Genomic DNA, 12,628 nt, shown 5'->3' on the forward strand with positions numbered 1-12,628 from the left:
AATTTTTTAAAAAATCTTTTCTCATTCATTTTGGATTCATCTTTCTTAGATAAAATAGAATCATCAAGAAGAACTTGATAAGAAAAAAAGAAAGTTGGAAACTAACATGAAAAAATCAATTAAACAAAAAGCCGTTGCAAGTCTCGCAATCTTCTCTCTATCAACTGCCGCTCTAGGCTCTGTAGTAGCCTTTGCCAATACTGGAACAAGTAAAAAGACTACTTCTTCAACAGTGACTGCATCTGTCACCCTTGCACAAGCTCAAGAAAAAGCTCTGAAAGAAGCTAAGGGTGGAAAAGTGATTGGCTACGAGCAAGAAGAAAAACATGGAAAAGCAGTGTATGAAGTGACCATCTTGGATGGAAAAAATGAAAAAGAATATAAGATCGATGGCCAGTCTGGTGCTATCTTGAAGTCAAAAACTAAGGATCTGAGTCAGGATCGTGAAGATCAGCAATTAATCGGAGCAAGTGTTCAGTTGGACTTGGCTAAGGTAGAGAGCCAGCTGAAATCAAAATACTCGAATGCTAGTATCGAAAAAGTAGAGTTAGATGTAGAAGATGGTAAACTTGTCTATAGCGTTAGCTTGCGAGAAGGCAATCAAAAAATTGAGTTAGAGTTAGATGCCAATACAGGTACCGTATTGGAAGAAGATGTGGAGCTGGATCACGATTAACTAGAGTAAGATCTCGACTAGGCTTTTCCTAGCCGAGATTTTTTATGGAAGCATGGTATAATAAGGGAAGAAATTTGGAGTAAGTGGCTATGAAAGTATTAGTGATTGAAGACGAAGTAGATTTGAATCGTAGCATCGTTAAATTACTGAAAACCCAGCAGTATAGTGTTGATGCGGCCTATGATGGTCAGGAGGCCTTGGACTACATTCGTGTGTCCCAGTATGACGTGATTATTTCAGATATTATGATGCCGCAGCTAGATGGTTTGGGGGTATTGAGCTACTTGAGAAATCATCAGATTAAGACCCCAGTTCTGATGCTAACGGCTAAAGATAGCCTAGAAGACAAGGTAACAGGACTGGATGCTGGTGCAGACGACTACTTGGTCAAACCCTTTGAATTTGATGAATTACTGGCTCGGATTCGCGTCATGCTGAGACGAAATAATCGAGAAAACTTGACCAACCTGGTCCAATTTGGTGACTATTCCTTAGACCTGGCAAAAAAGACCATCCAACACAAGGGTGTTTTGGTTGACCTGACTTCCAAGGAGTATGAGTTACTAGAGTGTCTGGTGCGCCATCCCAATGTGGTTTTAAGTCGGGAACAGATTCGTGAGCATATTTGGGATTTTGATTATGTTGGAGAGTCTAATATCATTGATGTTTTAGTCAAGAATATCCGCAAAAAATTAGGTAATCCATCGATTATTCAGACAAAAAGGGGGATGGGCTATGTTTTCAAAAATGAAGAAGGACTCTAAGTCTCCCTCCATCGTTTCTAAGGTGACATTGTGGTATACCCTCTTTGTTTCTTTTCTCTTTGTTCTTATGTTTTGTGCTTCTTTTATCATTTCCGGAGCCTGGTCCAGCTATAGCTCACGTGGGGAACTGGAGCAGAAGACCATGGAAGTAGCTTCAGACCTTGAGGAATTTGAGCCCTTTGATGACGGCAATTATTTTGCACTCTACAATCAAAACATGAAGTTGGAGCAGGGTGCTCTGCCAAGTGGCTTTGATATCAATGCTGGCTTTGAGTCTGGGAAATTGTCGACGTATACCTCTTCCCAAGCAACCTATTATTATTTTGATGTCTATAATGAAAGTGAGGGCAAATGGATACGGGGCGTGCGCCTTGCTTCTGGTCTAGGAAGAGAATTAAGTATCTTTCTTCTTTCCTTGGCCATTCTAGCTCCTCTGTCCATCCTTGGGATGGCCTGGGGTGGACGTCGGATCCTTCGTAAGGCCTTTCTGCCGATCAGAGAGGTGACCCAAATGGCAGAGGAAATTGCAGAGAGCGGAGACTACAGTAAGCGCGTGTCGACCGAGCATCAGAAGGATTATGTAGAAACGTCTCGTCTTACCAAGGTCTTTAATAATTTGATTTCTTCTGTTCAGTCGACTTTTGAGAAAGAAAAGCAATTCAACCAAAATGTATCCCATGAGTTGCGGACCCCTCTGTCAGTCATCGTTTCGGAGAGTGAGTTTGGCTCCAAATATGCAGATAACCTAGAGGAGACCAAGGAATCTTTGACGGTCATTCATCGGCAGGCTAAATTAATGAAATCGATGACCGAGCAGATCTTGGAAATATCCAAGACCCAACACCTGCAGTGGTCGGATTTAAAACCCGTTTGTCTATCAACCCTGGTGTCAGATTATTGTCAGGGACAGGAAAGAAAGTGGGGCGAAAGCCCCATAGCCTTTGAAGTGAGCATTCAGCCGGACCTCTGGATTCAGGGGGATGCTGTTTTGGTCACTCGGATGCTGGATAATCTATTGAGCAATGCAGTGAAATTTACCAAGACCAAGGTTGCCATCCACTTGGTGGCTAGTCCAGCTGGTGCTGTTCTCAAGGTAGCGGATGATGGTATTGGGATTGCGCCAGACCATTTGGGCAAGATTTGGGATCGCTTCTATCAGGTGGAGGATTCTCGGAACAAGGGCCTCAATAGTGGTATCGGACTTGGGTTGTCCTTTATTAAGGACATTGCAGACCTCCATCGAGCAGAGGTGAAAATCATCTCTGAAGAAGGAAAAGGAAGTCTCTTTCGTGTGACTTTCCCACAGATCCAGGACAAGACTTCTGTCTAAGACGGTTGATTGAGCGATCAGTATGGGTTGAAAAGGGAAAATAATAAAGTGAAATAATAAGGATAAAATGAGTCTAGTAAAACCGCTAGGCTCATTTTCTGTTTTAGCTTTATGGAAAGGGAATCTTATGGTATGATAGCCTAAAAGGGACCTGTAATATGGAGGTCAAATAAAAAGTAGATGGATTATCTGTTGAGTCGGAAGGATTGCCAATGGGCCTGGGATGATTATTTTGAGGATGTTGCTAAGTGTTTGGAACTGGACTGGGCACTTGACTAGCTCTTATGTGAATAGCATCAGAGATAGTCAGCAGAAGAAAGGATAGAGAAATGACAGTCAATATCAATGAATTAGTGAAGGAGCTTGGTTTTTGTGTGGTGCCTACAAAGGAGAAACCATTTCGTCTTGATGAGGTCCGTTTCAACCTTTTGGCATATTTAGAGGATTATTCTAAAATGGGATTTTCTTTTGTTAAAGCAGGTGACGAACTAGTCGAACTAAGGAAAAATCAGGAGAGCTATAGGCTTGTTGGCCAGTGTTTTTTAGGTGCCTTTGTAATTGGAGAAGAGAAGCAAGTCTTCTTACTTTGCAATCAAGAAGGAAGGGAAGTTTTTCAAGAATCGAGGGTTTATGTCAATTCTTCCTTGCATACTTTTGTTTCCTCTTATTCGCTCTTTCTATCAAGCATCTTCCTTTTGAAAGCAAAGTTTTATGAGATTGAGCAAGATGAAGTCGAAGAGATTGCAGCAAACTTGAAGGCTCAAGTACTTGCCTTGGAAAAGTCCCTTGAACAAGAATTGCCCTTCTGGGAGCACATGGCCTATTTGATAGAAGATGATGGAATCGTTCTAAGAGATGATCTCTTTCATATCTTAAATAAAGAGCAGTAGGAATTAATTATGGAGAAAAGATTGCCCCAGATAAAGATTCGAGAGTGGAATGAAAAGCCACGAACAAAACTTCGATTTATTAAAATTGGTGATATTTTTTGCTATCAATTTTCGGAGGAAATGTTTGTATTTGGTCAAATCCTTGGAAAAGTGAACGTTGGTCATGTCATTCAATTTTTCGATATCTTTCAAGCAAGGCCTACTATAACAGTTGAGGAGCTAATTCGTGCTCAATTTATGGGTAAGCCCATCATTGCAGATTCCTACACCTTGTTTGATCGAAGTCCAGTATGGTCTTGGCAGATAATTGGTCACCAAGCGGATTTTGATCCAAGCCCTTTTAAAGATTTAGCCTTTAAGTGGGGAGACCCAAATGGTCTTCACTTTGGGAAGGTCTGGCTAGATGGTAGGCGGGAACCTAAGATTTTTTCTAGGGAAGAAGTTGAGGAGCTGGACTGGGAAGCCTGTGTCGGAAGTATAGTTTATAACAGAATCTTGGAAGAAGAACTGGCAAGCAGAGGAAATAAAGGAGTTTGAGATGGACTATGTAGATGAGTTGACTTCAGGACGAACGCCCTTGGTAAAAAAGGCAGCGAAAAAAATTTTAAAGGGCAGACTAAAAGGATATGGACCATTCTTGCATCAGGCCTTGGAAGGGGAGATGGAAAAGACTAGATCGTGGGAATCACAAATGTACTTGCTCTACGCCATGGCTGCAACGGATTGCACAGAAGAAGTCCCCTATCTGAAGTCATTACTGCTGAGAGACATTCCAACCCCTGTAACCTATCGCTCTCTAGCAGTAGCGATTGCTTATCTAGAAAATTTAGAAACAGAGAACTTATCTTTTGTCTATGAGTCTTTGGAATCGAATAACTCATCTCAAGCTGCAGGAGCTTGTGCAGCGATATATCAGAGAAAGATTGTTCTGAAAGATGACGATTTTAACAAAATTATGTCTCATGTGACTCAGCCTAAATACCTTGAGCATATTGGTCAAGTCACAAATCCATTTTTATTTATTTTGGCTGCATCATATCTTTATCCAGAACAGAATCGTCAGAAAATTGTTGACTTTTCTCGTCAGTTCGATATATCTATCGTCAAGGACTTAATCAATGACGTTACAAAAGGAAAGGACGGCAGAAGAGTTAGTCTATTCTAAAATCTACTTAAAGAGAGAAACTGTCACTTCCTTAAAGAGGGAAACAATGAATCTTAAAAAGAAGACTTATATTCATTTTTAAAAAGGAGTTCATACTGTGAAATGGTTTGAAAAAGTAGTGGGGAAGGAAAAGATTATTCATTTGTTTGATGGTGATTTGGACTTGAATAATGTATTTCTTGATACTGTATTATGTTACGATTACAAATTAGATCTTGTCCTTTATGTATATGATTTACCAACTGACTTCCCTGAAAAGTGGCAGAAAAGTGCATTTAATGCCATAAAAATTAATTTAGAGTTTTTTAATTTAGATGAAATCCATTTTTATTCTAAGGGGATTCATAAGGTTAAGGGACAACTGGAACTGCTCTTTTTAGAGAATAAGGTTGAATTCAATTTTATAAACCAAAATGATGTGATGTTATCGGGTTCTTCTGACCTAGTTAGAATTGCTGAGATTGGTCCTGTGAAGATTGATACTTAAAGATGTATTCTTAGCTTATTTGCGGAGATTCTGGATGATCAAACAATCCTCCATTGCTAGGAGGGACACCACGACTATGGGAAAAAGTGAAGGAAGAGCACAAATATTAGACCTTGACCTAAGGCTAGACCTTTCTACAAGAAAAAAACTACGAGACCACGAATATGAAGTTACAGTATTTTGAATTAGATAAGCCCTATGTGGAAAATCAACAGAGGATTGAGGAGCTGATGGACTCAGCTGGGCTAACTTACGAGGAAGCTAGAATTAAGGACTATCGACAGAATTGGAAAGACCTTCGAAGAGCGTTCGTATATGAATCCAAATGTATGACCTCTATGGTAGAACGGCTTTTCAAACCAGTTATAACCCAGGATTGTTGGAAAATCATCGTAGAATGTGTAGATACGATTAGCAATCCAGCTATCATGAACCTACTTGGCGTCTATACTGTTCAGGTCTTATTTGATTTTTCTAGCTATGAAAGCTCGAGTCCATTGGAACAGAAAAAGCTGCTCTTAGAGGCCTTGGTAAAAGGGGTAAAGCGCGTGTTTCAGGAGCTCTCTATTCCATACTCCTTGATAGATGATGTAGTCAATGAAATAGAGAAAAACGATTATGAAAATAGCTGGGAGTGGAAAAGGAAGAAGATCCAATCCACGATCTTTTCCATTCAAGTGGAGCATCAGCTGGATAAGGTGGATTTGTTTTGGAAGATAGAGCAAAAGGATAAGAGAATCCGTCAGTTGATTCAATCCTGCGCTGCTCATGAGATGGATTATGGGGCTAAGCTTGGTAAACTGGAAGCAAAAAGTAACTTCCTGTATCTGCTGGATAAAGAGAATGAGGTTGTGAGCAAAATTTTTGTTTCAGAATGATGGAGCACAAACAATGAGTGACTTAAAAAAGAAATTATCCTTGTTAAAAGTGAAAAGACGAATCAAGAGTTTGAAGGGGATAAAGGATGTCCATTTTCTGACCGATAAACCTAAAGAAATTGCTTGGTATGCTGGGGAGTTGAATCCTATAGACTCTCCACTTCCTTGCCTTTATGAGTTTCCTGTTGCCCACACTACTCAAGATTTAAGTAGGTTAATTCAAAGTCTAGTTGGCAATAGCAGGCAGTTTATCCTAGTTTTTTGGGAATTTTCACCGATTTATGTCTTGTTTCAAATGGAGTCTCTGGATGAATTTTTGCCCTCTTATTTTAGTGAAATTTCTACCAGAGACTTGACGCTATTCTTTAAAGACCAGGAAAAAGTATTGGATCTCCATTTAGCGGAGGATAAAGTAGAAGTGAGAGTCTTGGAGAATAAGGCTAAGAACCGGTAAATTCTATAAATTGAAAATGAACATAGAATTAGTCGATGAAAGAGACAGAGAGGAAAGAATGCCATTCTTGGAGAGACAAATGGTAAAGGAAGATTCTAATGTGTGAAAAAGAATATTATTATTATGGCAATAGTGAGTTTATGACAGGCCTAGGAGTTATTTATACAGAGTTTACTGGTCAGCGTGCAAGTCGACAAATTAACGTTTTGAATGGGCACTCTTATGCTTCCTCTTGCCTACAGGATTATGTTCCAGAAGTAGGGTTTCTACTCTATGATGGTCGGAAAGATGAGTTGGATCTATCAGACTCCATCAAGATTAGTCAAGAGGAATTTGAACGAATATGGGCTCAGGCTGTCGCTAGCGGTCAGAATGATACGTAATCGTCAGTTGAAAATAGCCAAATATAATCCCAAAAATGTGAGAGGAGTCCAATAATGATACTCAATTTGTTAAAGGAATTCGTAGAAGTCTATCATAGAAACAAGGGCTTAGGAGAGCTTGTATTTACTAGTGACTGTCTCCATGTCGAAAAGCCAGATTTGTCTGGTCAATTGAAAGAGTTCTACCAACATTTGAGCTTTGAGGAAGAAGCTTATTTTAGAGGAGCTCCCTATGATCTTGCTCTAATTCCTCTCCCTCTATGTGAAGCTGCATCAGAAGGATGGCAGGATGCTAGCTGGAAAGAGAGTTATGTGGTTTTTGCTCACATGATGGGGGATGAGCCAATTTTTTGTGATCTAACTAGCGAGCTTAGTCCTGTATTTGGCAAGATTCCTGGGAATTCCAAGCTCTATTGCTTAAGCCCCTCTTTATCTACTTTCTTGTCTACTTATAGTCAGATGAAAAAGCTAGAAATCACCAAGTTTGAGAATGACATCTACATTGATGAGGACTTGTCGGACTATAAAGAAGGTTTTTTAACAGGAATCATGGCTATTATCGAGGAGCAACTTCCTGAAGCCTATCGAAAAGACTTTATTGAATTTATGCTTGGCTAAAGCCAAAGATGAAGAGATGAGAAGCAAATGAAAATGAAGAATTTTTTAAAATGTTGTGAGGATCTGGTCATACAAGAAAGTGGGGCCTCAGCTTTTGAACTAGAAAAACTCAAAGCCAGACAGTTTCCTCAAGCTCACCTGGATTTGCTCTCCATGACCAATGGCTTGGAGTTTTATGGTGGCTATTATCGCTTGTTTGGGACGGATTCTACTCAAGCTATTACGCTAGATTCCTGGAATTCGGATGAGGTATGGAAAGACGTCTGGAGAGATTATGTATCAGACTACTATTTTTTTGGTATGTCTGCAATTGGAGATCAATTCGCTTATAGATTGAAGGATGGGAACATTCAAAGTCATCAAGTTTATTATTTAGATGGGATTACTATGGATGTTATCGAGATCTACGACAGTTTTGAAGCGTTTTTTGAGAGGGAATTTGTTCTGAAAGCCCAAGGTGGGATGGAATCTATTTTTGTTTCTGCTAGGGAACGATTTGGAAATCTAGACCTCTCCAGAAGCTGTATTTATTCCCCTTCCTTAATGATAGTGAATGATCCAAGTGTTGAAAATCTCATGCTTTTACCGACAAAGGATGTCATGACCATCAATGGGGATTTGTTTGTTCAATTGTCTGATTCAGAGGAGTCTATTACGAAACTAGAGCAATATCTAGACGCTTCGGGTAGAGCCAGAGTCAAGGTCATTTTTGATCGAGATTGAGCAAGCAGGATATAGTTTATTTAGAAAAAATACTCTGAAGATTCGTGATTTTAACCTTTTGGCGACAAGCGATGATTTAGTCTTCTAGTCAGGGTGTCATTGTAAAATGATTTAGGTTGAAAATAGAAAACGAAGCATTTTATTCATGCAAAGAGGTGAATGATGACCAGTTTAGATAAATATTTAGAGATCATTAAAAAAGGATTTTCCGAAAGAGAGAATCTAATGGCAATGGAGCCTCTGCATTCTATTGAAGAGATTGCACCATTATTGGATGAAACATTGACTTATAAAGAATTCATCAATATCAATCGCTTATTAAGACAAAAATACATTGTCGAAAACCCAGAGGATATGCTAAAAGATGTAGATTTTAACCAGCTTTCTTTACCTAGCAATACGAGGGTGATTTACTTGATGGGAAGTAAATCTGATGTGCTAGACTTTTCAAAATATGAACAAGTAGAAAAGATTTTAATAGTTGGGGCTAGAAAAGTAAGAAAGATCATCTTACCCCAGAATGATTGTGTGAAAGCTCTAGGGATATCTTCCATGACAAATTTGGAAACAATAGAGAACATTTCTTTTCATACTGGCATGCGTTATCTGCACTTTGATTATGGTGTAAAGTTTCCGGACTTTGATTTTATAAGGGATTTAAATCAGTTACTCTATCTTTCATTTACGTCAAATAAAAAATTACCAGAATTGGATTTTATCCATCCATCTAGTGAGCTCCGTTTTTTAGATTTTGTCGATACGTCTATTTTTAACTACGCATCAACAGTTAGCTACCTGAAGAGTCTGAAACATCTTCGATTTTTAACAACGGGAAGAACAAATCAAAAGCAAAGGGATCTTCTTAGAAGCGAGTTACCACATGTTTGCATGCGAGAGGGTTAAAAACGACTTCAATACAGCTTTTTATAACCTATGTTTTCAGAATAAACTATTAGTCCCGTTGTTTAAGTAGGAGGAAATATGAGCTATACGAATCTAGCAAAAGAAACCTTCCTCCAGTTTATGCAGGCCATGTATTCTTGGGAGAGAAAAGCCACTAGAAGCCTAAGAAAGCAAGCCGATAAAGAGATGTTGAAGGATGAATTAGCTGCTATATTTGATCAGTTTTGTAGATCTAAAAAAACACTCAGAGAAAGGGAAGTATCTTTATCTGTTCGATTTCCATTTGACTATAAATTAGAAACGCATCCCATCGTCGATGAAGAGTATGACGGGAATCAAACTTACTTCTATATCAAGGAGAATCGTTCTGGTTTAGAAACTCTCTATCGTTTTCGAATGGTGTTTCAAGAAGGACGATGGTGGATTGATAAGAAAGAATGGCTTGGTGATGGGAAGTGGATCAATTCTTCCTTGTGATATACTGAAGAATGTAGGAAGACAGGAAGAAATGTGTTTCAAAAGACAGTGGTAGTCTAAGTGTAAGTAATGAAATTTTAGAGGTCAATATGAATAAAACACTTTCAACTCAAAAAAGAAAATTAACAACCATTAGAAATCAAATACTGAAGGCGAGAGATTTTCACTTAGAGGCAGAAAAACTATCTAATACTGAAGCCATTTTAACAGCTCTAAAATCTGATAAGAAAAGCGTTAAAGTTAACTACGAAGAAAATGGTGAGGTAAGATCATACCTGTATGATCACTTAGATATGATTGATTCTATAAGTCCTTATCCTCTAGTCTCTAATTTTATAGAAAACAAGACATCTGAAACCTATCAATCTTTGCTAAATGGCTGTTTTTGTTCTGTAATGGCCGATATGGCTTCTGCTAAATACTTGGCTAAAGGGGGCTCAAACTTTGATACAGATATTTGTTTAAGTATCTTATTTGCCCTTGCCTATCTAGATGATACTTATGTAGAGTTTTTAATTGATAAATTAGCCTATTTTAAAGAAGCCCAAGTTGAAAAAGGGAAAAAAATTATTTTCTTTTCAGCAAAGAGTTTATTGCCTTTAGTCGTTTTTCTTTATGGAAATGGTAAGGATGATCGACTCGCTAACCTGCTGGAGAATGCTTGTGATGCCAAATATCAACCCTTGGACTCTAATCCTTATCAGAATGTGAATGATGCCTATAAACAGGTTATGGAAACTATTTTTTCAGAGGATGATGATGTTTTTAGAGAAACAATTTTATCCATGTGTGATTATCATTTAGCAAACACCAGAGATAGTCATTTAGTAGACTTCAATACCTTACTATGGCAATATTTCCCAATTGAAATCTTGGTTTTATTAAAAGAACGTCAGAAAAAAGCTCTCTCAATAGATGGAATTAGGCATCCCTTGCTTGATGACTTTTTGCCCTATTTCATGGATGACTTTCAGATATCCGAGCAAAATAAAATGATACTTGGCACAATCTTAGAGTAGTTGGGTAGAATAGATGGAAATTGTCAATAACCCATGCATTCGGATGGAATTATAGGGATAACCTATATCCATTTAGATTCCTAGGAAAAAGCAATGAGGAACTCTCCACATCCTGCTAGAAACAGAGGTAAAGAAATGAAAGAGGCCAAAGAACTCTTCCTAAAAAATGGCTTTTCGCGACTAAAGCGAACCAATAACTATTATAAAATCGATCATGATTTTTACACAGTCATCTATTTTCAACGAAAATCAGATGGTAGTGCCTATTTCGTAAATGTTGGCCTTCATCCTCTCTTTCTGGACGCGGGACTGTTAGAAGAAGTGGATTGTGCTTTAAGAACGCGATTAGGTTCTATCGATCATAGAAATGGCATGGATCAAGCTGAATTGGAAAAGGCTGTCCAAGAGGCCATCGATTTTACTGCTCAGTATGCGTCGTATCCTACCGTATTTTCGAGCATAGATCCCGAGAAGGATCTTGAGAAGGATTGGTTGTTAAAACAATTCTCTATTACCAAAGTGAACTTATGCAGATTGTATGTTGAGTATTATGATGCAATCGATTCTAAGAAGCTAGCTTTAGATTTTGCAAACTATGGCTTATCCATTACACCTAAGATTGCCTCTGTTCCTAAAAACTTCTTTAAAACCTATATTCGTTCGGGAGAAATAATCAAAACTACTTATTAGAGTGGAGTGAAAGTGAGGATTTATTAGTCAACATCCTGACAAAAGAACTGGTAGGAGAAAATATATAAATCTTAATGAACAAGTCTAAGACCTTGATAATAATCTAGAGCTGGCATTCTATGTCAATCTTGTACCAAAAAGGAAATAAGAAATGAAGAACTATTTACTGGACGAAAGGATATTTCAGTATCCTGAATCGTTCAAAAAATTGATCGAACTCAATTTAGTTGATTTTGATTGTTGGTATCTGTTGGATTCAGAATGGGCCCTGTTTTTGTATGAGGGATTGCAGGAAAGGTACCCAACCCGAAAGTTGATTCCATTTGCTAAAAGAGGAGATTGTGATGATACCGCTTGTTTTGAAATAGGAAAGGGCAATAAAGTCCAACTCATTCATGACTTTACTACAGAAGGCTGGGAGCAACGAAAAGAGTTTAACGATTTTTGGGAATGGGTAGAATATGCAGTCAAATGCATGATAGAGTATAACAAAGAGGATGGGATTGAATAATGGGGAGATCCTATTATAGGGATGAAGGAACTGAAATACAAGGTAAGGAGAACAAATGGAAACGATCATCCAATTATTAAATGAGATTGAAGAAAGTATCCAACAGCTAAATCATCCTTGTGTAGACCATCTAAATCCGGGAATAACTTCTTTAAAAATTCAAGAATTGTTTGAGGAAATCCCATTGCAACCAAACCAAGACTTGCATGCCCTTTATGCTTGGAGAAATGGATCAAAAGACAGTGAGGGAGTCACACTCGGTGAGCAGGCATTTTTTCCTGGTTTTTATTTGATGTCTCTGGAAGAAAGTATCCAGACCTACTTGGAACTAATAGAAACGGATACTTGGGAGAAGTCTTGGTTCCCAATTTTTGCTAGCGGAGGGGGAGATTTTTATGCCATGATCCTGGCTCCAGAAGCTCAGGGGCAAATACTTGGTTTTTATGTATTTGAAGAAGAGGCTCAGGTCGAATACCGGTCATTGAAATCTATGCTCACAACCTTTAAAGTATGTTATGAACAAGGTATTATTTTCCGGAATGAACAAGGCTACTTGGCTATGGATTATAGGAAGCATGCTGAGGTAGCGCATGAGATAAATCCAGAAGTGAAGATATGGCAGGAATTCTTAAGGGAGATGTAAGAAGAATGACCAAGGAG

At 38.5% G+C, this 12,628-nt stretch carries 18 protein-coding genes; all 18 read left to right on the forward strand.

What is annotated here, in order from left to right; all coding sequences use genetic code 11:
- Positions 1-106: 106 nt before the first annotated feature.
- Positions 107-676 (forward strand): PepSY domain-containing protein, encoded by a 570-nt coding sequence (locus tag ADH27_RS02760; protein ID WP_003006179.1) that lies wholly within the window; start codon positions 107-109, stop codon positions 674-676.
- Positions 677-765: 89 nt separating this feature from the next.
- Entirely contained in the window at positions 766-1,440 is a 675-nt protein-coding gene (locus tag ADH27_RS02765) for a response regulator transcription factor (RefSeq protein WP_003006182.1), read from the forward strand.
- Positions 1,412-2,770, forward strand: coding sequence for a sensor histidine kinase (locus ADH27_RS02770; protein ID WP_003006185.1), 1,359 nt, complete (start codon positions 1,412-1,414; stop codon positions 2,768-2,770). Before ADH27_RS02765 ends, ADH27_RS02770 begins: the two co-directional genes overlap by 29 nt.
- A 329-nt stretch (positions 2,771-3,099) precedes the next feature.
- Positions 3,100-3,660 carry an immunity protein gene (locus ADH27_RS02775; RefSeq protein WP_048715499.1) on the forward strand — a complete coding sequence of 187 codons (561 nt, stop codon included), beginning with the start codon at positions 3,100-3,102 and terminating at the stop codon, positions 3,658-3,660.
- Between the two features lie 9 nt (positions 3,661-3,669).
- Entirely contained in the window at positions 3,670-4,197 is a 528-nt protein-coding gene (locus ADH27_RS02780) for an Imm26 family immunity protein (RefSeq protein ID WP_048715501.1), read from the forward strand.
- 1 nt (position 4,198) lies between these two features.
- Positions 4,199-4,825 carry a hypothetical protein gene (locus ADH27_RS02785; RefSeq protein WP_048715503.1) on the forward strand — a complete coding sequence of 209 codons (627 nt, stop codon included), beginning with the start codon at positions 4,199-4,201 and terminating at the stop codon, positions 4,823-4,825.
- A gap of 97 nt (positions 4,826-4,922) precedes the next feature.
- Positions 4,923-5,312, forward strand: a complete 390-nt coding sequence (locus ADH27_RS02790) for an Imm50 family immunity protein (protein ID WP_048715505.1) — start codon at positions 4,923-4,925, stop codon at positions 5,310-5,312.
- Between the two features lie 164 nt (positions 5,313-5,476).
- Positions 5,477-6,190, forward strand: a complete 714-nt coding sequence (locus ADH27_RS02795) for a hypothetical protein (protein ID WP_048715507.1) — start codon at positions 5,477-5,479, stop codon at positions 6,188-6,190.
- Positions 6,191-6,203: 13 nt separating this feature from the next.
- Complete coding sequence (locus ADH27_RS02800; protein ID WP_048715509.1) at positions 6,204-6,644, forward strand: hypothetical protein; 441 nt, start codon at positions 6,204-6,206, stop codon at positions 6,642-6,644.
- A 98-nt stretch (positions 6,645-6,742) separates the two neighbouring features.
- The gene (locus ADH27_RS02805; RefSeq protein ID WP_023917559.1) at positions 6,743-7,027 is read left to right on the forward strand and encodes a hypothetical protein; all 285 of its coding nucleotides are present in this window, start codon (positions 6,743-6,745) and stop codon (positions 7,025-7,027) included.
- Between the two features lie 54 nt (positions 7,028-7,081).
- Positions 7,082-7,645, forward strand: a complete 564-nt coding sequence (locus ADH27_RS02810) for a hypothetical protein (protein ID WP_048715511.1) — start codon at positions 7,082-7,084, stop codon at positions 7,643-7,645.
- A gap of 27 nt (positions 7,646-7,672) precedes the next feature.
- Positions 7,673-8,368, forward strand: a complete 696-nt coding sequence (locus tag ADH27_RS02815) for an SMI1/KNR4 family protein (protein WP_048715513.1) — start codon at positions 7,673-7,675, stop codon at positions 8,366-8,368.
- Positions 8,369-8,530: 162 nt separating this feature from the next.
- Positions 8,531-9,271, forward strand: coding sequence for a hypothetical protein (locus tag ADH27_RS02820; protein ID WP_048715515.1), 741 nt, complete (start codon positions 8,531-8,533; stop codon positions 9,269-9,271).
- Positions 9,272-9,349: 78 nt separating this feature from the next.
- The gene (locus tag ADH27_RS02825) at positions 9,350-9,748 is read left to right on the forward strand and encodes an NTF2 fold immunity protein (RefSeq protein ID WP_048715517.1); all 399 of its coding nucleotides are present in this window, start codon (positions 9,350-9,352) and stop codon (positions 9,746-9,748) included.
- An 89-nt stretch (positions 9,749-9,837) separates the two neighbouring features.
- Entirely contained in the window at positions 9,838-10,767 is a 930-nt protein-coding gene (locus ADH27_RS02830; protein WP_048715519.1) for a hypothetical protein, read from the forward strand.
- A 135-nt stretch (positions 10,768-10,902) separates the two neighbouring features.
- On the forward strand, positions 10,903-11,457 hold the full coding sequence (locus ADH27_RS02835) for a DUF4304 domain-containing protein (protein WP_048715592.1): 555 nt from the start codon (positions 10,903-10,905) through the stop codon (positions 11,455-11,457).
- A gap of 151 nt (positions 11,458-11,608) precedes the next feature.
- Entirely contained in the window at positions 11,609-11,968 is a 360-nt protein-coding gene (locus ADH27_RS02840) for a hypothetical protein (protein WP_048715521.1), read from the forward strand.
- A gap of 55 nt (positions 11,969-12,023) precedes the next feature.
- On the forward strand, positions 12,024-12,611 hold the full coding sequence (locus ADH27_RS02845; RefSeq protein WP_048715523.1) for an SMI1/KNR4 family protein: 588 nt from the start codon (positions 12,024-12,026) through the stop codon (positions 12,609-12,611).
- Positions 12,612-12,628: the final 17 nt, after the last annotated feature.

It is taken from the genome of Streptococcus sp. 343_SSPC (genome assembly GCF_001072385.1).
Lineage (GTDB): Bacteria > Bacillota > Bacilli > Lactobacillales > Streptococcaceae > Streptococcus.